This is a genomic window from Idiomarina loihiensis, from assembly GCF_024584785.1.
GTDB classification, from domain to species: Bacteria; Pseudomonadota; Gammaproteobacteria; order Enterobacterales; family Alteromonadaceae; genus Pseudidiomarina; species Pseudidiomarina fusca.
This window is the reverse complement of record NZ_CP074112.1, coordinates 1901772-1924747: the sequence shown is the minus strand read 5'-3', so window position 1 is coordinate 1924747 and position 22976 is coordinate 1901772. Positions and strand designations below refer to the sequence as shown.

General features: G+C 50.1%; 25 protein-coding genes. 13 read left to right on the top strand and 12 right to left on the bottom strand.

Going from position 1 to position 22976, the window contains the following annotated elements; all coding sequences use genetic code 11:
* Positions 1-138: 138 nt before the first annotated feature.
* On the top strand, positions 139-1062 hold the full coding sequence (locus tag KGF88_RS09245) for a Dyp-type peroxidase (RefSeq protein WP_153826393.1): 924 nt from the start codon (positions 139-141) through the stop codon (positions 1060-1062).
* On the opposite strand, the gene argR is transcribed toward KGF88_RS09245, so the two are convergent.
* Positions 1059-1526, bottom strand: coding sequence for a transcriptional regulator ArgR (gene argR, locus KGF88_RS09240; protein ID WP_110076704.1), 468 nt, complete (start codon positions 1524-1526; stop codon positions 1059-1061). The two genes, KGF88_RS09245 and argR, sit on opposite strands and share 4 nt — an antisense overlap.
* 179 nt (positions 1527-1705) lie before the next feature.
* Here argR and mdh point away from each other — a divergent pair, with 179 nt between their 5' ends.
* The 11 genes from mdh (at position 1706) to KGF88_RS09185 (ending at position 10854) form a co-directional block, all read left to right on the top strand.
* On the top strand, positions 1706-2638 hold the full coding sequence (gene mdh, locus KGF88_RS09235) for a malate dehydrogenase (RefSeq protein WP_153826392.1): 933 nt from the start codon (positions 1706-1708) through the stop codon (positions 2636-2638).
* A gap of 108 nt (positions 2639-2746) precedes the next feature.
* Positions 2747-3223 (top strand): rhombosortase, encoded by a 477-nt coding sequence (gene rrtA, locus KGF88_RS09230; RefSeq protein WP_153826391.1) that lies wholly within the window; start codon positions 2747-2749, stop codon positions 3221-3223.
* 32 nt (positions 3224-3255) lie between these two features.
* Positions 3256-4227 (top strand): octaprenyl diphosphate synthase, encoded by a 972-nt coding sequence (gene ispB / locus KGF88_RS09225; RefSeq protein ID WP_153826390.1) that lies wholly within the window; start codon positions 3256-3258, stop codon positions 4225-4227.
* Positions 4228-4374: 147 nt separating this feature from the next.
* Entirely contained in the window at positions 4375-4686 is a 312-nt protein-coding gene (gene rplU, locus KGF88_RS09220) for a 50S ribosomal protein L21 (RefSeq protein ID WP_055439239.1), read from the top strand.
* Between the two features lie 17 nt (positions 4687-4703).
* On the top strand, positions 4704-4961 hold the full coding sequence (rpmA, locus tag KGF88_RS09215; protein WP_055439238.1) for a 50S ribosomal protein L27: 258 nt from the start codon (positions 4704-4706) through the stop codon (positions 4959-4961).
* A gap of 83 nt (positions 4962-5044) precedes the next feature.
* Positions 5045-6223, top strand: coding sequence for an Obg family GTPase CgtA (gene cgtA, locus KGF88_RS09210; RefSeq protein ID WP_110076700.1), 1179 nt, complete (start codon positions 5045-5047; stop codon positions 6221-6223).
* 12 nt (positions 6224-6235) lie between these two features.
* Entirely contained in the window at positions 6236-6736 is a 501-nt protein-coding gene (folA, locus tag KGF88_RS09205; RefSeq protein WP_110076699.1) for a type 3 dihydrofolate reductase, read from the top strand.
* A gap of 172 nt (positions 6737-6908) precedes the next feature.
* On the top strand, positions 6909-7358 hold the full coding sequence (locus KGF88_RS09200; protein WP_153826389.1) for a DUF3718 domain-containing protein: 450 nt from the start codon (positions 6909-6911) through the stop codon (positions 7356-7358).
* A 119-nt stretch (positions 7359-7477) separates the two neighbouring features.
* The gene (locus KGF88_RS09195; protein ID WP_238387591.1) at positions 7478-8965 is read left to right on the top strand and encodes an alpha/beta hydrolase; all 1488 of its coding nucleotides are present in this window, start codon (positions 7478-7480) and stop codon (positions 8963-8965) included.
* Positions 8966-8974: 9 nt separating this feature from the next.
* On the top strand, positions 8975-9709 hold the full coding sequence (locus KGF88_RS09190) for an ATP-binding cassette domain-containing protein (RefSeq protein ID WP_110076696.1): 735 nt from the start codon (positions 8975-8977) through the stop codon (positions 9707-9709).
* On the top strand, positions 9706-10854 hold the full coding sequence (locus KGF88_RS09185; protein ID WP_110076695.1) for an ABC transporter permease: 1149 nt from the start codon (positions 9706-9708) through the stop codon (positions 10852-10854). The genes KGF88_RS09190 and KGF88_RS09185 overlap by 4 nt, the downstream gene beginning before the upstream one ends.
* A 17-nt stretch (positions 10855-10871) precedes the next feature.
* Here KGF88_RS09185 and KGF88_RS09180 read toward each other — a convergent pair whose 3' ends face one another.
* The 5 genes from KGF88_RS09180 to folE2 form a co-directional block, all read right to left on the bottom strand.
* Positions 10872-12188 (bottom strand): NAD(P)/FAD-dependent oxidoreductase, encoded by a 1317-nt coding sequence (locus KGF88_RS09180; protein WP_228759494.1) that lies wholly within the window; start codon positions 12186-12188, stop codon positions 10872-10874.
* Positions 12188-12748, bottom strand: a complete 561-nt coding sequence (locus KGF88_RS09175) for a GNAT family N-acetyltransferase (protein WP_153826387.1) — start codon at positions 12746-12748, stop codon at positions 12188-12190. Before KGF88_RS09175 ends, KGF88_RS09180 begins: the two co-directional genes overlap by 1 nt.
* A gap of 150 nt (positions 12749-12898) precedes the next feature.
* Entirely contained in the window at positions 12899-14263 is a 1365-nt protein-coding gene (gene ahcY / locus KGF88_RS09170) for an adenosylhomocysteinase (protein ID WP_110076692.1), read from the bottom strand.
* Between the two features lie 49 nt (positions 14264-14312).
* A complete protein-coding gene (locus KGF88_RS09165) occupies positions 14313-15329 on the bottom strand; it encodes an adenosine kinase (protein ID WP_153826386.1) in 1017 nt (338 codons plus the stop codon).
* Positions 15330-15423: 94 nt separating this feature from the next.
* Positions 15424-16362 carry a GTP cyclohydrolase FolE2 gene (gene folE2, locus KGF88_RS09160; RefSeq protein WP_228759493.1) on the bottom strand — a complete coding sequence of 313 codons (939 nt, stop codon included), beginning with the start codon at positions 16360-16362 and terminating at the stop codon, positions 15424-15426.
* Between the two features lie 171 nt (positions 16363-16533).
* Between folE2 and KGF88_RS09155 the strand changes: the two genes are divergently transcribed.
* Entirely contained in the window at positions 16534-16875 is a 342-nt protein-coding gene (locus KGF88_RS09155) for an Hpt domain-containing protein (RefSeq protein WP_153826385.1), read from the top strand.
* On the opposite strand, the gene arcA is transcribed toward KGF88_RS09155, so the two are convergent.
* The 6 genes from arcA to KGF88_RS09125 all read right to left on the bottom strand — a co-directional run bounded on the left by arcA (position 16852) and on the right by KGF88_RS09125 (position 22969).
* Complete coding sequence (arcA, locus tag KGF88_RS09150; protein WP_110076689.1) at positions 16852-17610, bottom strand: two-component system response regulator ArcA; 759 nt, start codon at positions 17608-17610, stop codon at positions 16852-16854. The genes KGF88_RS09155 and arcA overlap by 24 nt on opposite strands.
* 155 nt (positions 17611-17765) lie before the next feature.
* On the bottom strand, positions 17766-19412 hold the full coding sequence (locus KGF88_RS09145) for an ATP-binding protein (RefSeq protein WP_153826383.1): 1647 nt from the start codon (positions 19410-19412) through the stop codon (positions 17766-17768).
* A 13-nt stretch (positions 19413-19425) separates the two neighbouring features.
* Positions 19426-20562, bottom strand: a complete 1137-nt coding sequence (locus KGF88_RS09140; RefSeq protein ID WP_153826382.1) for a class I SAM-dependent methyltransferase — start codon at positions 20560-20562, stop codon at positions 19426-19428.
* Between the two features lie 17 nt (positions 20563-20579).
* A complete protein-coding gene (locus KGF88_RS09135) occupies positions 20580-21602 on the bottom strand; it encodes a succinylglutamate desuccinylase/aspartoacylase family protein (RefSeq protein WP_110076686.1) in 1023 nt (340 codons plus the stop codon).
* Positions 21603-21635: 33 nt separating this feature from the next.
* The gene (rimK, locus tag KGF88_RS09130) at positions 21636-22541 is read right to left on the bottom strand and encodes a 30S ribosomal protein S6--L-glutamate ligase (protein WP_153826381.1); all 906 of its coding nucleotides are present in this window, start codon (positions 22539-22541) and stop codon (positions 21636-21638) included.
* The gene (locus tag KGF88_RS09125; RefSeq protein ID WP_153826380.1) at positions 22538-22969 is read right to left on the bottom strand and encodes an ATP-dependent zinc protease family protein; all 432 of its coding nucleotides are present in this window, start codon (positions 22967-22969) and stop codon (positions 22538-22540) included. Before KGF88_RS09125 ends, rimK begins: the two co-directional genes overlap by 4 nt.
* Positions 22970-22976: the final 7 nt, after the last annotated feature.

Here is a 22976-nt window from a genome sequence, read left to right as displayed (position 1 = left end):
TACACTACTTTTTTGCTACAAAGCTTGGCAGAATAGACTAACCAAACATAACATTGTGCGGGGCCAACGGATAATTGCAAACATTAATCGACCGATACGCGTTTTTTTTCGAGGAATTTACCAGGTAGGTAAGCGACCATGACGGCACAAGCACAATCAGGCGTATACGCAGAACCTAATTTGCACGGCATCACGTTACTGTTGAACGTGATGACTGATGAGGTGGATACCGTGCGGCGTAAGCTGGCGCGGATTCCCATGTTGCTCGAAGGCCTAGATGCACGTTTCTCTGAAGCCATGCTCAATGGCATGGTGGCCATCGGTAGTGATTATTGGGATATTCTTTACAGTCATGTGCGGCCGTTACAATTAACCGGCTTTCCTGAGGTGAGCGATGGCGACCGACAAGCGCCGCGGGAGTCTTTTGATTTATTACTCAACATTCGTTCAGATCGGTTCGATGTTAACTTTCAAGCAGCTCGCACCTTACTTGAATGGCTCGGTCATGACGTCGAGCTCGTTGAGCAGATCACCACCTTCAGATTTATGGATGGCCGTGATTTATTAGGCTTTATTGAAGCGCCTGATAACCCACGGGGGCTGCGTCGTCGGCAAGTGGCCCTGGTGCAGGATGATGCTGTGTTTGCCGCCGGTAGCTACATTTACTTGCAGAAGTTTCGGCACGATTTACGGCGCTGGGAACAGCTCAGTACCGATATGCAAGAGCATGTGATGGGGCGCAAAAAAGTCACCGGCGAGCGCATCAGTGAAGCCTTGCTAAGCCAAGTCAGCCACAGCCGTGCCGCGCGGTTACTGGATGCCAACGAGCAACCGTTAGAGCTGCTGCGGCAAAACATGCCATGGGGAAATTTGCGCGAGCAGGGCTTGTTAGGCTTGTATTGCACCGGCCAACCCAGCCATCTGCATACCTGGCTCAAACAACGTTATCTGGCCGATAGCCAAGGCGATTACGATCCGCTGCTAGATTACATCGAGGCCATCAGCAATAGTGCTTACTTTGCCCCGTCCGTTGATTTCTTACAGCAGCAAGGACAGCTCTAACTGACGCTATCGAACAACTGTTGCACGTTGCGCATGGTTTCTTCAATCTGCGCAACCTTCACCGGGGCAATAAAAATAGTATCGTCGCCGGCAATGGTGCCGAGTACGCCTTCTTGCTTGCCCACCGAATCTAACAACCGCGCAATCAACTGGGCGGCGCCAGGGGTGGTTCGAATGATCACCATCACATCATTGTGTTGAATATCTAAAACAAGCTGCGTTAATGGCGCATGGGTGCTCGGGATGCCTAATTCTGCGGGTAAACAATAGACCATTTCTTGGCGCGCATTGCGGGTGCGCACAGCGCCGTATTTGCTCAACATACGCGACACTTTAGACTGGCTAATGTTAGTAAAACCAAGCTCTTTTAGCTGTTCAACAATCTCTCCCTGCGAGCCATAACACTCCTCTTTGAGTAGCGCTTTGAAGGCTTCAATTAAATCAGCAGCTTTAGGGTCGGCCATGCGTATATCTCTCTATGATTTTCTGGTTGCTAGTTATTATTATGGATTTACAGAGTAGCTGCTGAGTGTACAGCAATACAAGATAAGCGCCTAGTCAGGCGGTCGCCCGTTGTATTTTTCGCTAAAAGAGAGTAGAGTTTTTGGCCTAAATTTCCCCACATAAATGGATGGAGTCTGAGATGAAAGTTGCAGTTTTAGGTGCAGCCGGTGGTATCGGTCAAGCACTATCATTACTTTTGAAAACCCAATTACCAGTTGGTACAGAGTTGGCTTTATACGATGTAGCGCCAGTTGTTCCTGGTGTTGCTGTCGATCTCAGCCACATCCCAACTGCGGTTAGCGTAAAAGGTTACGGCAAAGACGACCTGGCTTCTGCGTTAGTGGGCAGCGACATCGTATTAATCCCAGCTGGTGTACCACGTAAGCCAGGTATGGACCGTTCTGACCTGTTCAACATCAACGCTGGTATCGTTGCTAACCTGATCGAAGCTATTGCGGACAATTGCCCAACGGCTTGCATCGGCATCATCACCAACCCAGTGAATACTACTGTTGCTATCGCTAAGAAAGTGTTAGAGAAAAAAGGCGTTTACAACAAAAACAAATTGTTTGGTGTGACTACCTTAGACGTGATTCGTGCAGAAACGTTTGTGGCTGAAATTCACGGTAAAAACCCAGCTGAAGTCACAGTTCCTGTGATTGGTGGCCACAGCGGCACCACCATCCTGCCATTGTTGTCACAAACAGGCCTAAGCTTTACCGACGAGCAAATTGAAGCGCTAACTAAGCGTATTCAAAATGCGGGTACTGAAGTGGTTGAAGCTAAAGCTGGCGGCGGCTCTGCTACCTTATCTATGGGCCAAGCAGCAGCGCGCTTCTGCTTGTCACTGGTGAAGGCACTGCAAGGCGACAACAGCGTCGTAGAGTGCACTTACGTTGAAACCGACGGTAACGATGCCTTGTTCTTCGCTCACCCAGTTCGCCTTGGCGCTAACGGTGTTGAAGAAATCCTGTCTTACGGCGAATTAAGCGCTTACGAAGAAAAAGCCAAAGCCGACATGTTAGACGGTTTGAAAAACGACATCCAAATTGGTTTAGACTTCGTTAAGTAAGCTAACCCATTGAAGACGTTCAAGCAGAGCCTATGGGTACCTAGTGCACTTAGCGCTCTGCTTGTTGTCTGTTATTACTTGCTAACACCTTGGCATTCCGCCTGGTTTATGGTCACCGCGCAAGTTTACGCAGGCGCTTGGTGGCAACCCCTCACCGCCAACCTGATGCATCATGACCAAGCCCATTTGTGGTTTAATGTCGCTGGCATTTGGATTGCTTGGCTGTTATTTCCGGCCCAATTGCAACGAAATCAAGATTGGTGGATCCTGCTCCCAGTAGCCATTGTAAGTAGCCTGAGCCAACTCTGGTTTGCCCCAGGCCACGAAATCTATGCCGGCTTTTCTGGCGCCTTGTATGGCTTATTCGCCTACGCCGCGTTGCAAGATGCGTTGGCTAAACAATGGATCGGCGCAGCTATCGTGCTAGGTATCCTGATCAAAAGCCTGCTTGATTTTAGCTTTCCTAGCTTGGTTGAAGGCATAGCTCTGTACGCCCATAGTGGCGGTATCGTCAGTGGATTTGTGCTAGCGCTGGTGGTTTTTCGCTGCTCCCAAGCAAAAAATAGTGTACAATCTGCGCCATGATTTTACTTATGGCAGCTAAGCAGCACTAAGCAATGAACCTAAAACAGATCAATGCGTTAATGGCCGAAGACATGGCCGGCGTCAACCAATTAATTGGCAGCGAATTACAGTCAGATGTAGCACTGATTAACCAACTCGGCTTATACATTGTGAATAGTGGCGGCAAACGCTTGCGCCCACTGTTAGCAGTAACTGCCGCACGTGCCGTGGGTTACCAAGGCCATGGCCATCTCACGTTAGCCACCATCGTCGAGTTTATCCACACGGCTACCTTGTTACATGACGATGTGGTTGATGCTTCTGAATTACGCCGCGGCGAAAAAACCGCCAACGCCGTATTTGGCAACGAAGCCAGCGTACTCGTCGGCGACTTTTTATACACGCGCGCCTTTCAATTAATGGTCACCTTAAACTCCATGAAGGTGATGAAAATCCTAGCTGACGCCACCAATATTATTTCTGAAGGCGAAGTGCTGCAGTTGATGAACTGTAACGACCCGGACACTACAGAAACCAGCTACTTTGAGGTGATTTACGGCAAAACCGGCAAGCTGTTTGAAGCGGCCACCCAGTTAGGCGCAGTACTGGCGGCTCAGCCGGAGCCCGTCGAAGCTGCGTTAGCAGCCTACGGCCGCCACCTTGGCACCGCCTTCCAACTGGTCGATGACTTGTTAGATTACACCGCCGATAGCGACACTATGGGTAAACAAGCCGGTGATGACCTTGCCGAAGGTAAGCCAACACTGCCGCTGTTGTACGCCATGTGGCACGGCAACGATAGCGAAGCTAACCTGATTAGACAAGCCATCGAGCAGGGCAATGGCCGCCAGCATTTAGCCGCAGTACTAACTGCCATGCAGCGCACCGGCGCACTAGAATACACCCGTAACCGCGCCTTGGCCGAAGCCGAATTAGCCCAACAACAATTACAACAGCTACCGCCATCGCCTTATCGCGACGCACTGCACGCTCTCGCCGCCATCGCCGTGGACCGGATCGCGTAGCGCACGAACAGCAAAGCGCTCGAACAGCGCAGCGGACGAATACCGAAAAACGCACTTTACTCGCCTCGCGAGTTTATGTACAATTCGCGCCCAGATTTAAATAAAGAAACCCTCACCACCTCGGTGAGGATCAATCGGAGAAAATCTATGTACGCAGTATTCCAAAGTGGCGGTAAGCAACACCGTGTAACTGAAGGCCAAATCGTCCGCCTGGAAAAGCTGGAAGCAGCCACCGGTGATGTGGTTGAGTTCGATCAAGTATTAATGCTATCGAACGGTGACGACGTTAAAATCGGCGCACCTTTTGTTTCTGGTGGATCTATCAAGGCGGAAGTTATCAATCATGGTCGTGCAGACAAAGTGAACATTATCAAGTTCCGTCGTCGTAAGCACCACATGAAACGCCAAGGTCATCGTCAGTGGTTCACCGAAGTGAAAATCACTGGTATTAACGGTTAATTAAGGAGTAACGACAAATGGCACACAAGAAAGCCGCAGGCTCAACTCGTAACGGTCGTGACTCAGAAAGTAAACGTCTGGGTGTGAAACGCTTTGGTGGTGAATCAGTATTAGCTGGCAGCATCATCGTTCGTCAACGTGGTACTAAGTTCCACGCTGGTGACAACGTAGGTATCGGTCGTGACCATACTTTGTTCGCGTTAGCGGACGGCAAAGTTTCTTTTGCGGAAAAAGGTCCTAAAAACCGCAAATACGTAAGCATCGTTACTGAATAATTTCAGTTTAAACGAGCTCACGAAAGAAATAAGAAACCCCGTCCGATGTGGCGGGGTTTTTTCATGTAAGCAGGTAGGTAATCATGAAGTTTGTAGATGAAGTTCAAATTCGCGTAGAAGCAGGCGACGGCGGTAACGGCGTGGTAGGCTTTCGCCGTGAAAAATACATCCCAAAAGGGGGACCTGATGGGGGTGATGGCGGCGATGGCGGTGACGTTTATCTAGAAGCTGATGAAAATATCAATACCTTAATTGATTATCAGTTTGAGCGCTTTCATCGGGCTCAGCGCGGTGAAAACGGTTCAGGCAAAAACTGTACTGGTAAGCGTGGCGAAGATTTGGTGCTGAAGGTGCCTGTAGGTACCCGCGCCACCGATATCGAGACTGGCGAAGTACTGGGCGATTTAACTCGCCATGGGTTACGTAGAATGGTCGCTAAGGGCGGCTTTCACGGCCTTGGTAACGCTCGTTTTAAGAGCTCAACCAACCGCGCCCCTCGGCAAAAAACCATGGGTACTCCGGGCGAAATTCGTAACCTGAAGTTAGAATTAATGCTGTTGGCTGACGTCGGTTTGCTGGGCATGCCAAATGCTGGTAAATCTACTTTTATTCGTTCGGTATCGGCGGCAAAACCTAAAGTAGCGGATTATCCGTTTACCACCTTGGTGCCTAACTTAGGCGTGGTACGTCCGGTGCCACATGCGAGCTTTGTGATCGCAGACATTCCAGGCTTGATTGAAGGTGCTGCTGAAGGCGCTGGCTTAGGTATTCGTTTCTTAAAGCATCTTGAGCGCTGCCGTTTGTTATTGCATCTTGTTGATTTGGCTCCCTATGATGAGACAGATCCAGCTGAGCAAGCAGTAACGATCGTGCAAGAGTTAGAGAAATACAGCCCTGAGTTGGCTGCTAAACCGCGTTGGTTGGTGGTGAACAAAGTAGACTTGCTGTCTGAAGAAGAAATAGCTGAAGGCATTGCTCGAGTGAAAGAAGCTTTGCAATGGGACGGCCCAGTTTATCAGATTTCCGGCTTAGCTCATGTGAACACGGACGCTCTGTGTAAAGAGATCGTGAATTACTTAGAAGCACTGCCCAAGCCAACTCCAGAAGAAATGGAAGCCGAGGCTAAAGCTAACGTTGAGTTTAAGTGGGATGACTATCATAAGCAGCAATTAGAAGCTTATGAAGATGACTACGAAGACGAAGACGATGATGACGATTTTGACGACGATGATTATGATGTCGAGGTCGTTTACCAAAAATAGGATGGAAAGCCCATGTTAATTGCTCTTGTTGCTGCGATGGCAGCCAATCGTGTGATCGGTAAAGATGGCGATATGCCATGGCATTTGCCAGCTGAGCTGAAACACTTTAAGCAAGTAACCTTGGGCAAGCCTGTGGTGATGGGCCGTACCACCTATGAATCTATTGGGCGCCCATTACCAGGGCGCACCAACATTGTTTTAAGCCGTAAACATCAGCAGCCTTATACCGATGAACTAGGCGTGATTTGGGTGAATAGCCCGCATTATGCGGTGCAAGCTGCCGGCCATGCCGATGAACTGATGGTTATCGGCGGCGGCCATGTGTATGCTGAGTTTTTACCTCGCGCCGACAAACTCTACCTTACCAAAATCGATTTAGACACCGCTGGCGATACCTATTTCCCTGATTACCAAGCTGTGGCAGATTGGGACCTCATCGAAGCCGTTGAACACCCCGCCGATGCCAGTAACCCGCACGCATTTGTAACAGAAGTTTACCTACGCAAGAGTTAACGGCGAGATCGGAACGCAGCGCTTTTAAAGTGTAATCATTCTGTAAAGAGCTCCGCATTAGTTAACATTTTATTCCGTTGCAAGCCCTGGCCACGCTCAGTAATATGATTGAAACAGTTGATAGCTAAGATCAGCTAAAAGTTTTACTGAAGATGTGAAGGGTAGGGTTGCGGTGCAGCGTTCTAGTTATTATGCAGTTCAAGTGACAGTCATGTTAGCCGTGGTGCTAGCGACACTTGTGGCTGCGCGCCCGGTGCAGGCCAAACCGCTGTTGCAACCTTACGACGAAAACCTCGTTCTTAGCCTATGCAGTTATGTGCGCGCCAACGATAGCATAGGTTTTCGCGACAAGCTGCGAGACTACCGTCTCCGTATCCGCGATATCTATAGTGACGTGCGTTGTAACCATAACACCATGATCCAATTCGCAATCGAACATCGTGCCGATGACATCGGCCGCCTTTTGGTGTTAAGCCTTAGCCCACGAGATTTAGCCGCCAATGGCGATGTCGATTGGGTGCGTCAACATAGCAGCAGCGTAGAAAAACCTACCAGCAGTTTGGCTAACGGTAATGTCATTGAACTGTTACGGCAGCGCATCGCTGACTATTCCCAAGAATAACCATCCAGCTTAAATAATCATTTACAGTTTAACGCTTCCCAGGCTCTGTGCTTCTCGTTACACTTAGGCAACTTGTTACAATCGGATAACAACCTATGAGAACGAACGGAATGTCCACCATGCTGCTGACCAAACTAGCAGTGGCGTCTAGCTTATTGATGAGTTTGCTGTTGCCCGCCGTTGCGCAAACCGCACCTGAAGTTGACAGCACAGCTGCTACTAGCAGCACCCCCACCAGCAAATTAACCGGCTGCTACCTCAAAGGGATCAGCGAGCAGGTACAATGCGGAAGTTTATCGGTACCGCAAGATTATGCGGCGCCAGACGCTAAACAACTGACCATTAACTACGCAGTGTTACCAGCCGTCAGCGAAAGTAAACGTCCCGACCCCTTATTGATTTTAGCTGGTGGCCCCGGCCAAGCAGCGGTTGAGTTGGCGCCCATGATTAATCGCATCTTCGCTGACGTGCGCAAACGTCGCGATATTTTGCTTATCGACCAGCGCGGTACCGGTCAATCCGAGCCAGTGAGCTGTAGCCTGAGTCACGAGCAAGAATTGGTAAAAACCGATGATGATGTAAAACTAGATGAGATGGCGCGTGAGTGTTTGGCGCAGTTTGAACAATACGATCTCACCCAGTTCCATAGCTTGCATGCGATTAAAGATTTTGAGCAAGTACGCCAACATTTGGGTTATCAACAAGTTAACCTCTATGGCGGCTCTTACGGTAGCCGCGCCGGCTTAATCTACCTGCGTGAATTTCCGCAATCTGTGCGTACTGCTGTACTCGATGCCGTGGCACCACCTGAGGTGATTGTCGGGCCGTTCGGTCGTCATGGTGCTGACGCCTTCAATAAATTACTAGAGCAATGCAGTGCGAGTAGTGCCTGTGCGGATACCTTCCCTAACTTGGGCGACACTTACGTGCAGGTGTTAAAGCAGTTAGAGCAACAGCCGCAACTGATTAGCATTAAAGACCCGCTCACTAATGAGCCGTTAGAGATCATGGTCACCGCCGGGCGTTTTAGTAGCGTCATGCGGGTGGGTTTGTATCATCCCACCACCCGCCAAATGTTGCCGTACGTGATTGATCAAACCGCCAAAGCTAATTACACCCCGTTAGTGGGCTTGTTAGGCACCACTACTGCCCAGGCAGAAATTTACATGGGCCTGATGCTGTCCGTGCTTTGTAGCGAAGATCTAGCCCGCGCAACCCCAGAGCTGCTTGCTGCCGACGGCGATAATGATTTTATCGGCAGTCGCACCGGTGATGCTTTTGTACAAATGTGTTCCGTTTGGCCACAGGCCGAGCGGCCGAGCGAATGGTTCGTCCCAGTTGCAAGCGATATTCCAACGTTACTCTTGTCTGGCCGCTTAGATCCGGTCACGCCACCTACCTGGGGTGCCTTAGCGGCGCAGACCTTAACCAACAGCCGTCACGTGATTGCTGAACATGGTTCACACACTATTGTTAGCCACACCTGTGCTAACCAATTAGTAGCCAAGTTCTTGGAAACTGCTGACCCAGCCGGGTTAGACACCAGCTGTATTGAAACGAAAAAGGCCGTGCCTTTTATTTTAAACAGCAACGGCAAAGGCTTATAGGGGGCTAGCATGATTGAAGTATCTGAACTACGGAAAAGCTTCGGCAAAGTAAATGCCCTCAATGGCTTAAGTTTTGTGGCCCCGGAGGGGCAAATCACCGGCTTGCTTGGCCCTAATGGTGCCGGCAAGACCACCTGTCTGCGTACCATTTACGGCTTGCTTAAGGCCGATAGCGGACATGCCCTTATTGATGGCATAGATACCAGTAAGCAACCCCTTGAAGCGCGTCGCAATATTGGCATCTTCCCGGATAAATTCGGGCTCTATGAGCGGCTCACCGCGCGCGAGCAAATCGCTTATTTCGCAGCCTTGCACGGGTTTAGTGGTGGCCAGCTTGAACAAGCAACCCAAACCGCGATTGACCGCTTAGATATGAGCGCCATTGCCGACCGTAAAGCCCAAGGCTTTTCGCAGGGTCAGCGAATGAAAGTCGCGCTGGCACAGGCTATTGTGCATCAGCCCAAACACCTGATTTTAGACGAACCAAGCCGCGGCTTAGATGTGATGAGCACACGTATTTTGCGTGATCTGCTGCGTGACTTAAGAGCCCAGGGCACCAGTATCCTGTTCTCTAGCCATGTGATGCAAGAAGTCGCCGCACTGTGCGACCAAGTGGTGGTGATAGCTGCCGGTAAAGTAGCAGCGCAAGGCACCACCGAGCAATTATGCGAACTCACGGGTGAAACGGCTTTAGAAGAAGCCTTTGTTAAAATTATCGGAACTGACGAGGGCATTGCGGCATGAGCAACCCCATTGCAACTGTATGGCGTAAAGAACTGAAAGATGCCCTGCGTGATAAACGCTCGGTAATGGCGGCGATGTCTTATGCCTTTTTTGGTCCGCTGTTCATGGCCGTGGCCTTTTATTTTCTTATCAGCCAATTAACCGACCCCAGTGATGTCGAAATTGATATCAGTGGCACGGATCACGCACCGGCGCTGGTCGAACACCTGAATCAACAGGGTATCGTCCAACGCGACAAACCTTGGCCTGCCGGTACTACTCCTATTGAGCTGGAGATTCCCGCCAACTGGGGCGAGCAAATCGGCAAAGGTATCCCCGTTGAAGTGATCATTACCGCGGATTTCAGTGCGCAGAAACAGACCACAGACTTGCGTCGTCTGGAAAAAGCCATCTCGGCTTACGGCAACCAAATTGCTTTTATGCGATTACAAATGCGCGGAATTGATCCAAATGTCGCTAATCCGATTACTTTAATAAAGCATGACACTGCTACTCAAGGCTCGCGTGCAGCATTATTGATGGGGAGTGTGCTGATTTTCTTCTTGATGTCAGTGTTTTTCTCCGGCATGAACGTAGCGATAGATATTAGTGCTGGCGAACGCGAGCGCAATTCCCTGGAACTACTGCTAGCGCAGCCGTTAAGTAGTCACCAATTGGTGTACGGTAAAGCGCTGGCAGCTAGTTGCTTTGCGATGTTCGGGGGCGTGTTATGCGTGTTGTTAACGCCTTTAGTGTTTCAATTTTTGCCGCTCCACGAAATCGGCATGAGCGTGTCCTTGTCGGCCGCTGATCTACTGCTCATCATTGCCCTGTTAGCCCCCTTAGCATTACTGGCTACGGCACTGCAATTGTTTGTGAGTTTCCGCGCCAAGAGCTTCAAAGAAGCCCAAACCTACATCTCGCTACTATTGATGGTGCCGATGATTGCAGTGTTTGGGGTAGAGTTTGCGCGCTTAAAAAGCCCAGCACTTTATTACCTACCCGTTACCGGACAGCATCAAGCCCTGTTAGATTTAATCAAAGGTGAGTCATTACAGTGGCTGCCATTGGGTTTAAGTGCCTTAGCGACACTGGTGGTATCTTGGATATTGATGCGCTTGATTGGCAAAATGCTTGCCAGCGAGAAAGTGGTGTTCGGGCTTTAATAATTAACAATTAATAATTAACGATGAACATAGTAATAAAACCGTTGGCCCAGTCGGCGAAACCGCGCGAATGGAAAGCGCGGTAACGCCGACTGATAAAACGGCAGTGCCGGTAGCTCAGCGCCCATGGCCAGCTGAGCTACCCGCTGCCCCGCCAACTGAGTAAAAGTCACGCCCGCCCCACAGTAACCCATGCTGGTAAAAACCCCCGGGCTTGGTGAATAAATCCGCGGGTAGTCATCCAAGGCGACACTCACCCAACCACTCCAAAAGTACTCGGCTTGAATACCACGCAAACAACTGAAGGTATCGGCCAAGGCGGCTAGTAAGTGCTCACGATAGCGCGGTTTATCCGCATCTTTGCCGGTAATGGCACCACGTCCGCCAAACAAGAGACGCTGATCTGGCAGCAATCTAAAATAATATTTCAGCGCTCGGGTATCCATTACCAAGCGTTGACTCGTCAGTTTGATGGTGGCTAGCTCAGTTGGGGTTAGCGGCCGCGTCACCACCACACTCGATAACACCGGCAGGGTGCGCCCCTGAACACTTGGATGTAAGTTCTGGGCGCTGTAGCCATTGCTAGCAATAATCACTTTGGCGCAGCGAATGGTACCCGCTGGCGTGGTGAGATGATGCTGTTGCTGCGGATCGGTATGCCAGTGTTGCACCGGAGTATGGCTGCATAGTTGGGCGCCGGCCTGGTCGGCCTGACGGGCAACGCTAGCGGCGAGTAATAGCGGGTTTAAGCCAAAACTTTGCGGAAAATGGATAGCAGCATGAGCATGGGGGCTGTTTATTTCATCTTGCAACTGTGTCTGGTTGAGCCAGCGCGTGGCGGGTTCAAACCGTTGCAGCTGTTGATATTGCTGTTGCAGCTCAGCTACAGCCTTGGCCGTATGCGCAATCTTCAGATAGCCGCCGTGTTGCGTCTGTAACTGCTCGGGGCAGGCTGCCTGATGCCGAGCGAGCCGGGCAAAGGCCTGCTGATATTCAGCTTGAATGCCACGCGCGGTGGTTTCGCCAAAGCGTTTTGCCCACGTCGCATAACCTAAGCGGCCGGTACCCGGCATGGCAAAGCCGGCATTACGGCTAGAGCAGCCCCAGCCCAGTTGGTTGGCTTCTAACACCACCACCTGCTGCTGATAGCGCTCAGCTAATTCTAGCGCGGCATTGAGCCCGGTGTAACCGCCACCGATAATCACCACATCGGCGTAGTTAGGTAACGGACCCGCGGTTGCGGGCCAGCTGGTGTGACTGTGATCTTGCCAATAGCTTGGCGCAGGGGGTTGCTGCGGACCCGGACACGAATCATGAAGCGGGTCGTACATCATTATTTAAATCTCAAGATCATCTCGCCGGCGCTACAGTAACAAATACCGTCACACACCGGGCAGTGATAACCATCGTTGACGGATAAATCGTACCAACGCTTACCATGCTCTTCGATAAGCTCACCGCCGCAACGAGTAAAGTATTCAAAGGCAGCGTTATCTGGGCTTTGCATCCAAATGTGCGCCAAGCCGGCACGACAGCCAAGCTTCTTCGCTTCGTTAATGCTGCGCTCTAGCATGCCGCGACCAATCCCAGCGCCGCGAATATCAGGATCCACCGCCACGCATTTAAAGTAGCACATCTGCTCAGGGGCCACCGGCCACTCTGCCGGTGTACAGTGGTCATCTAACTCCCAGTTACCCGGCGCAAAGGTCAATCGGATGCCCGCTAATTGGCCATCCACAAACGCCAACCAATTGAGGTTAATCCCATCTTTGATGCCACGCTCGGCATAATCGGCCAATGATTCATCGGTAAGATAATTATCACCATGAACCTTGTTGCCAAGTTCTATCACGGCGTCGAAATCAGCCGCGGTAAGTTGTTTATATGAAACCATAAATAGCTACCTTGCTAAGCAAGTAAATGTAAACTGCAGTTTAGCGCGCTAGTTTATCATTGTTTTTTTACCTACGCCCAATCGCTCGATAAAAAAAGGCTGCCGTCCAGAACCTGAACGGCAGCCTGCAACAAATAAGCTTTAACTTGCTTAGTAACGGTAATCGTCAGATTTGAATGGCCCTTCAACCGTGACATGAATGTAGTCTGCTTGCTGCTGGGTAAGTTTGGTCATAACCCCACCAAAACCCTGCACCATGTAACGCGCTACTTCTTCATCTAACTGTTTAGGCAACACTTCTACCCGCAATTGAGCCGCTTTATCGGCAGCTGGCAAGTCAGCAAATTTCTCGCTGAACAAATGCATTTGCGCCAATACTTGGTTAGCAAAGCTGCCATCCATGATTCGGCTTGGGTGACCTGTGGCATTACCTAAATTCACCAAACGTCCTTCAGACAACAAGAGTAAGTGGTCACTAGCATCATCGCTACGATAGATTTTGTGAACCTGTGGCTTCACTTCATCCCAGCGCCAGTTGTCACGCATAAACTTGGTATCAATTTCATTATCAAAGTGACCAATGTTACAGACCACAGCAGTTGATTTAAGCGCCGCTAACATGTGCTTGTCGCACACATTCACGTTACCCGTGGTGGTGACTAGCAAATCGGTGTTTTGTAACAAATCGCGATTGATGCCATCAGCGCTGCCAGTGTTAACACCGTTCAGGTAAGGTGATACTACTTCGTAGCCATCCATACAGGCTTGCATCGCACAAATCGGGTCTACTTCAGTCACTTTAACAATCATGCCTTCTTGACGGAGGCTCGCGGCAGAACCTTTACCCACATCTCCGTAGCCAATAACTAACGCTTTTTTACCGGCCAACAAGTGATCAGTAGCGCGCTTAATGGCATCATTTAAAGAATGACGGCAGCCGTATTTGTTATCGTTTTTAGACTTAGTGACAGAGTCGTTGACGTTAATCGCAGGTACTTTCAGCTCACCATGCTTCAACATTTCTAACAAGCGATGCACACCGGTAGTGGTTTCTTCGGTAATACCATGAATCTTGTCTAGCATTTGTGGGTATTTTTGATGGATCAGCAAGGTTAAATCGCCGCCGTCATCAAGGATCATGTTGGCATCCCACAATTCGCCGTTCTCATGGCAAGTTTGCTCTAAACACCACTCGTATTCTTCTTCGGTTTCGCCTTTCCATGCAAATACTGGCACCCCAGCTGCTGCCATAGCTGCCGCAGCGTGGTCTTGGGTAGAAAAGATATTGCACGACGACCAGCGCACTTGTGCGCCTAATTCAATCAGGGTCTCAATTAACACAGCTGTTTGAATGGTCATATGGATACAACCAATAATACGCGCACCAGCCAGTGGCTTGCTATCCGCGTATTTGCGACGAATGGTCATCAAAGCTGGCATCTCTGTCTCAGCAATGGCAATTTCTTTGCGGCCCCAAGCGGCCAAATTAATATCTGCTACTTTGTAATCTTGCATGTAAAACCTCGTTAAAACCGCAAGCCCAAAGCTCACGGCGTTGTTGCCTTTACCCAGCGAATTCTGGTTGATGCTGTAATCGGATCAGCAGCTGTTGCTGGCGATCGGGGCTCAGGCGTGGGCCAAAATTAGAAACGACCTCAGCTGCGGCATGGCTTGCCAATAGTCCGCAAGCGGCTAGGCTATAGCCGCGGGTGATGCCGTACATCATAGCGCCGGCAAACATATCGCCAGCACCGTTGGTGTCGACTGCTTTAACCTTCACGCCAGGCACCGCTACTTGGCGGCTACCGTCGCCGAGTAGCGCACCGTCTTTACCTAAGGTAATAGCCACTAAATGAGCGCGCTGCTGCAATAGCTGCATGGCTTCTTGTACGTCATCAGTACCAGTTAGGATCCGTGCTTCTTCTTGATTGCAGAACATCACGTCTACGCCACCATCAAGAATGGCTTCGATGCCGTCACCAAAGTATTTCACCATGGCAGGATCGGAGCAGGTCATGGCAATCTTGGTACCGTTAGCGCGCGCGATTTCTTTCGCCCGGGCAATGGCTTCTAGAGCAATCGGCGACGTCACCAAATAACCTTCAATATAAAGGTACTCGGCACGGGCAATGGCCACTTCGTCTAATTCAGCTACGGATAGGTCGGCAGTGATACCTAGATAGGTACGCATGGTGCGCTCGGCATCAGGCGTGACCATCACTAAACACCGACCGGTTTTGCCTTCGTGCTTCTGGCTGCCGGTGTTAGTGGTGATGCCTACGGCTTCTAGGTCTTCGCAATAGAACTTACCGGCTTCGTCGTCAGCTACTTTACAGCAATAAAAAGCTTTGCCACCAAATTGGGTAAAGCCCACTAAAGAGTTAGCAGCAGAGCCACCACCCGATTGTTTCTTTAATTCGCCGCGGTTAGCTAGTTCAGCGATTAAACGTTCTTGGTCGGCGTCTTCAATCAGCGTCATCATGCCTTTTTCGATCTGATGCTGCTGCAAAAACTCATCGGTTACTTCAAATTCTTGATCGACGAGCGCGTTGCCGATACCAACGATATCAATAGGTTCCATCTTGTCCTCAATCGGGCAGTCATGTAAGGTTCTAAAACAAAAAAATCCGGCCGCACAGTATACCGCAGCCGGATTGGTAGGTCGATATTTTGGCTTAAGCTTTAAAGCCGCCTGGGATACCTTTGGTGGTAATACTTACCGCATCATGCGCATGCAATGATTCGTAGTGGTTTACCCGAATCCAGAAGTCGGCAAACCCAGCGTGCTGATGCAATTCATGTTGTAAGCGCCGTGCGGCATCTTCACAGAACATCAGGTTTTGGCCATTGAGGCGGGCAAACTCTTGCTCATCTTCGCGTTTAACCGCTGCTTGAACCGGAGTTTTCAAGGCATCTTCAATGGCATCAATCAACATGATAATCGGCAACTCGTTGGCTTGCTCCGCTAAAGCTACTTTCACTTGGGCGATTGAGCGCTGGCTATGTGGGGTTGCCACGATACCTTGGGTGGTGCCTAACCAGCGATGTACTAACTCGGCATCAACCTCTTGCTCGGTGCCAAACTGCTCGGCAAAAGCTTCTTGAATTAATTGCCGCGCCAACGCTGCCGAACATGGGCAGGTAGACGAGTAGGGCACTTCAACGCTAAGCTCAAGCTGCAGGTTGCCATTATCGTAGCGACCAACTACAGTCACAGGATAGGCTTTCCAACCTTGCTTTTTGCTGATCAACGACTTGCGGCGTAAATGATAGTCAAAACTAAATTTTACATAGGCTTGATCGGCCAAACCTTCGTGACTATCAATAAAATCGTGCAATAATGTGCGCAACGATTGATGGCTTAACACATCGTTATTGGATAAATCTTCCAGTAACAGGTATAAACGAGACATGTGAATGCCTTTCGCTTTCGGATCGGTCAGATTCACAAAGGCATCAACGCGAGCGCTGACGGGGCGCTCTGGCTCGTTGGCGGCACCGACTACCAGCGGCATCTCGATGTTGCTCATGCCAACCCAATCAAGCTTACCCTCGGTTTGCGCGCGGGTTTGATTGGCGATATCTGGCATCATAGTAGGGGTTGCTGTTGGCATGCTGTACGGCTCCAAACGTTACAAATTAGCTGATGTACCCAAAAAGGGTCGGTATTATACTAGATTCAAGCTGATTACGGTAGTTTGCCATACTTGGTTCATTTTTTAGGTTAAACTTTATCGATTGGGGATATCGAAAATCCCATCCCATAGCACAAGGAAGCGGACAAGATGTTAGACGAAAAATTACTCACGCAGTATCACGAACTACTTGGCAACGAAGGCGTGCAAGAAATGTACGAATCCTTTGCCAGCAATATTGGCGGTTATGTCGATTACCTCACCCGGCTGATCAAAGCCCGTGATGAAGAGCAAACCCGCTCGCAGGCGCACAAAGTTAAAGGCGCGTGTCGTACGCTTGGTTTACGCCAATTGGCGGCACACATGGAATGGCTGGAACGCGAAGAGTGGCACTGGGATCAAGTGGATGACATGTTGGCACAGTGGGTTTTAGAATTACCACTGCACCAACATCAACTACGTCACTGGTTAAAGGCTCGGGGAATTGAGTGACGGTTGTTCTAAATGTTTGATATTGACGTCGCCGACAAAACGGTAACCCTCACCATGAATGGTGGTGATTAAGTTTGGCGAGGTCGTATCACTTTCAAAGTGACGACGAATACGACGAATGGCAACATCAACGGTGCGGTCATTCGGACGTAATTCACGATCAAGCATCTTCTTAACTAAGGTTTCGCGGTCTAAAATTTTACCTGGGTTGGTCAGGAATAATTCCATCGCGCGGTACTCGCTCTTCGGTAACCGGAACATTTTACCATCCGGTGAGAACAAGCAGCGGCTATCGCTTTCAAGGCGCCAGCCATTAAAGTCGTACACAATACTGTCGTGACCAACAGCTTTCTGTTGGCTTTTCAAGGCTTCAATACGACGGTACAAGTTGCGTACGCGAATAATCAATTCTTTGGGGTTGTATGGCTTGATGAGGTAGTCATCAGCACCTAGCTCTAACGCCAGCAGGCGATCTTCTTCAGCATCACGGCCAGTTAAGAACACTAACCCGATGTTATCGTTTTCACGTAACTTTTCAGCAAGCTCGATACCGCTCTTGCCTGGTAGGTTCACGTCCATGATCACCAAATCGATTGCCTGACGCGCCATAATACGCTGCATTTGCATGCCATCGGCAGCATCAAATACATCGTAGCCCTCTTGTTGGAACAAGCGGGTAAGAGTGTTTCGGGTGACAACTTCGTCTTCAACAATCAGTAGTCTTGCGCTCATAATGTCGGTCCAGGAATTCTGTTAACATGTGTTGAAATTTGGTAATAGGAAAATAGTGTAGCATGTAAATTAACATATCGCCCAATTTTTTTCGTACAGCTGTTCGATAATGCCAATCGAAATTTTTATCGGGCCTAGTCGGCGCTAGCCAAAAGTGTTTAATTAGCCACTAGCTCAACCGGTATGGAAATTCTAAAAGCCGCACCGTGATTGGCAATCGGGTCGATTTCTATGGTCCCTTTTAAAACCTGATGCACCAGATTATACACCAAATGCATGCCTAAGCCGGTCGCACCTTGGCCACGTTTACTGGTTACAAACGGCTCAAAGATATGACCACTAATAGACTCAGGAATTCCCTCGCCATTATCACGATAGTGGATCAGTAACCGGCCACTATGGTTGCTGCTGCTGTTATCCGATACAAAACTGAAATGGAGATGAATGTGTGGATTTTCAACTGTATGAAAAGCATGCTGTGCAGAGTTTTGAAACAGCTGCGAAATCACCGAGGCCAGCGGGCCGGCTAAACAACGCACGGTAAGTTGCGCTGACACGTCAATCACAATGTGCACCCGGTCTAATTCTGGATAGCGGCTATGCAACTGCTGCAAAATGTCTTGGCTGAAGCTACCTAGGGTAATCGCCCGCTCTGAATCACTGTACTGCTCTAGCCCTAACTGCTGGAAGGCATTCACAATATCAGCGGTACGACCGAGGTTGCGAGTTACCAATTCTAAGTTTTCCGTAAACGAGGTTAAAAAGTGCTGCATGTCGTCGCTCGTCAGCTTTTTCTCGTTGAACTTAGTTGCAAGGGCCTCCAGCTTGTCTTGCAAAATAGAACTAGACGTCACCGCCAAACCCACCGGTGTGTTCATCTCGTGGGAGATCCCTGAAATCAGGCGACCAAGCGATTGCATTTTGCGTGCCTCAACAATCTCATGCTGATACTGATGCAGCTCATCTACCACATCGGTTAGATCTTGGTTGGCCGCGCGCAGCTGTTGCGTGCGTACCTCAACCTGGCGTTCAAGCTCTTTATTGAGTTCGCTAGCGCGCTGCTCGGCAATATCTTGTTTTTCGATATGCTGCTGAATGCGCTCTAACAGCGAGTTAAAAGCGTGGCTCACTTGGTCTAATTCCGCCAACTGCACTTCGGCTAACTTAGAGCTGTAGTCGCGATTACGGGCAATGGCGTTGATATCAGCTACCATGCTATCCAAGGGCTGGGTAATACGGCGGCGCAACCACAGGCTTAAGGTCCAGCTCAGGGCAAAGCCCGCTGAGATAGCCGCTAGAGTGAGCCCGGTGCTCAGTGCTATGGCATGATCTAGCTCACTGCGCGAACTGCGTAAATAAACGTAACCGAGTAACTTGCCATCCAGCATGATGGGCTTAGCAAATTCATAATAACGCTCGCTTCGTACCGGCTGTGACAGCTCTTGGGCGCGGTCATAACGCACCGGGATCGGACTGCTTTGCTCGGCGTAAAAGCTCGCAAAAAACGTCAAACTTTCGCTGATAGGCTCAAATTTATAGACATGTACATGCTGCACCAAAGGCAGATAGGTGAGGCTGGTTAGCCAAGTATCGGCTTGTTCCGCCTGCGCAAAAACCAGCGCCGGGGTAACATTACGCTCCACATAAGCCACCAAATTACGCGTGTCTTGGCGAAGGTTTTGGTCAATATCACGAACATACATCAAACTAAGGGTTACACTAGCAACCGCCACCAACAAGGTGGTGATGAGAATCACCAGTTGCGTGACGCTGCGTTTGATGGAGCCGATCTGATAATTGACCATAATAAACTAACCGCTATTGCCACTGCCGCTGGCGTGGCTTGCGCTGACGGCTAGCTGCTGGCGCTGATTTGGGCTTGCTGGGACTGGCGCGGCGCACCGATTTAATCGCCTTGTAGACGGCAAATTTATTATCTTGGGCAACCCGTTCGCAATGGCCAAAAGCTTGCTCTATCAGCTCCGGCCAAGGTAAGAAGCGGTTCGCCACCACCCACAACTCACCGCCTTGACACAAATGCTGATTCACCTGCTGTAAAAACTGTTGGCCAATGCTGTAATCCGTGGCTGTGCCCGTGTGAAAAGGCGGATGGCTTACCACGTAGTTAAAGCCATGCTTAAAACTGGGCTCTTTGCTCGCTGCCATTAAGCTATCAGCGGCAATCAAATGGCCCTTCAGCTGGTTGCTACGCAGGGTTTCAGCACAGGCGGCCAAGGCCATTGCACTGACATCCAAATAGCTCACCTCTAACTGCGGTTGTGCTTGTTGCAGCACAGCTCCTAACACGCCATGACCACAGGCAAAGTCAAGCACCCGGCCGTGACTGATGCGGGGCAAATGCTGCAGCAGCATGGCGCTACCTTCATCAATGCTCGGAAACGCAAACACCCCAGGTAAACTAGCTAAAGTTAATGGCGCTTGCTCAGCCGCGCCCTGATAAGTCGTGTAAACAAGATAATCAGCTAGGTCAAACTGGGCTAAAGGCTCGCTGATTTGACAATGTAGCAACAGCGAGTGGTTACCAATAGCAACTTTATGCGCTGCTGTAACCGAGGAGGGTAAATTCTTATGAATACTCTTGATACCACCACGATTTTCACCAACCAACCAAATATCAGTGCCGACTGGCAACAAAGCTCGCAGCGCATCGAGCAGAAACAGCGTCAGGGCCTTCTCTTTAGGTAACCAAACCAACGCAGCTGCGGCAGCTGGCACGTCCGTCAACGACGGTGGTTGCGCGCCAAAATGCTGAGCCACGTGCGGTTGCTGGGCCTGCCACTGCGCTGCATAACCAGCATGTAAATGCCATACTCCCGCTACGCTAAGTTCGCTCACCACACCGGCATCGGGCGCATTAACAAGTAACAACGGCTGCTGGCCAAACTGCTGCTGTTGGCGCAGAACAAGTTGTGAGGGTGGCTGCAATGCCTGCATAGGTTTCTTACTCGCGGTTAAATGGGCTTCTGCGCATAGGCTTCAGCAAAAACATCGACGTTTTCGCTGGCATGCTCAATCACTTCACTATCAAATTGCGCCACATTAAACAGCGCCTCGCCTTCATTCGCCACCGGGATGTTACTAATACCAATCACGATGCCATGGTAGGGGCTTTTAATCGCATGCAGCTCTTCGCCGTGGGGGTTTACAGTTTGCGCAATCACTTGGCCCTTGGTAATGGTTTGGCCCAATTCAATTTTGGGGATCACCAAGCCATCGTATTCGTTGCGCACCCAGCCACTGCGATGGGCCACCACCGGCCGCACTTTTTTACGACTGCGCCGACCTTTTAGCATCTTTAACGACTTCATCACGTTCTGCACGCCGGTTACCCCGGCTTTTATGGCTGCATAGTCAAACCGCAGAGCCTCACCGGCTTCGTATAAAATCAGCGGAATACCAAGTTCTGTGGCCAGAGAGCGCAACGAACCATCGCGTTCTTTTGAGTGCAAGATCACCGGCGTACCAAAGGCCTCAGCCATATCTAGCGCTTCAGCGTTATCGGTATCGACGCGAATTTGTGGCAAGTTGCTACGGTGAATGGCGCCGGTATGCAAATCAATAATATGGGTGGCGTTTTGTACCAGCATTTCGTTAAACAAGAAGGCTAGCCGACTACCTAAAGCCCCCCGCTCAGAGCCTGGAAAACAGCGATTCAAGTCGCGTCTATCAGGCAGGTAACGTGACTGCTGAATAAAACCAAATACATTCACCACCGGCACAATAATCACGGTGCCGGCTAATTCTTTAGCATCTAAAATGCCCATCAAGCGTCGGCATACTTCAATGCCATTCAGCTCATCGCCATGAATGGCGGCACAGACCAACAAACAAGGGCCCGGCTTAACGCCATGAAACACCTCAGCATGCAAATCCATCGGGGTATCGTTGTAGAGCCGAGCGGCTGGGATTTTGACGCTATGGCGCGAGCCTGGAGCTATTTTTTTGCCAGCTAATTCAAACGAGCGTTGTTTCATGCAGAAACCCTAAGTCAAAAGGCGGGAGCGGACTTAGCCGCGCCCCTTGGTACGAGTTTTATTGACTGCTGCGTTTTTTTCAATAAACGAAATAATCTGGTCAGCAACATCTTTGCCAGTGGCCGTTTCAATCCCTTCTAGCCCAGGCGACGAGTTCACTTCCATCACCAACGGACCATGGTTAGAGCGTAAAATATCCACACCCGCGACATTTAAGCCCATGGTTTTCGCTGCTTTAACCGCAGTAGCACGTTCAGCAGGAGTTAATTTAACTAAGCTGGCGGTACCACCTCGGTGTAAGTTAGAACGAAACTCACCGGCTTTGGCTTGGCGCTTCATGGCGGCAATTACTTTATCGCCAATCACAAAGCAGCGAATATCCGCACCACCTGCTTCTTTAATGTACTCTTGCACCATAATGTGCGATTCCAAGCCCATAAAGGCTTCAATCACGCTCTCAGCCGCTTGCCGGGTTTCAGCTAATACCACGCCAATACCTTGGGTGCCTTCCAGTAATTTAATCACCAGCGGGGCGCCACCCACCATGTCAATCAAATCAGGAATATCCTGCGGCTGACTGGCAAAGCCGGTGGTTGGCAAGCCAATCCCTTTGCGGCTTAACAGCTGTAATGAGCGCAGCTTGTCGCGGCTACGAGAAATCGCCACGCTTTCGTTGAGCGGGTAAGTGCCAATCATTTCAAACTGACGCAGTACCGCAGTACCAAAGAAAGTAATCGAGGCCCCGATGCGCGGAATCACCGCATCGTAGGTCGGTAAATCTTTACCCTTCATGTGAATTGACGACTCGCGTGCGTTGATGTTCATATAACAGCGCAAGGGGTCGAGCACATCCACAGTGTGGCCGCGCAGTTCGGCGGCTTCAATGAGGCGGCGCGTTGAATATAATTTGGCGTTACGCGATAGTATGGCAATTCTCATGCGGTGGCTCCAGGCTGGCCAAGTAAATAAGATTTATCAGGGTCGACAACAAAATGGCCGCGCATGGCTTGGCGGCCTAATAGCATTCTAAACTTCATGGTGTCGCGATTGGTTAGGGTTAATTCTACCGGGGCATCGAAGTTGCCCACGTGCAGGCGCGTTAAAATAACATAGCGCATCTCGGTATGACCACCAGAATCTGTGACTTCGCGTTGGTCATGAATTTTGGCTTCACAAACCAATTCACGGTCGCTGTGCTGCTCGGGGTGCAACCAAATTCGCAGCCACTCTTCGCCTTGATTGCTGAAAGGCTCTAACTTAAACGCATGCAAACAAGACGTCCGTGCGCCTGTGTCTACTTTCATTTTTATGGCACCAATGCCCAGCTCCGGCAGTGCTCCCCACTCTCGCCAACCGAGTGTATCCATGAAAATT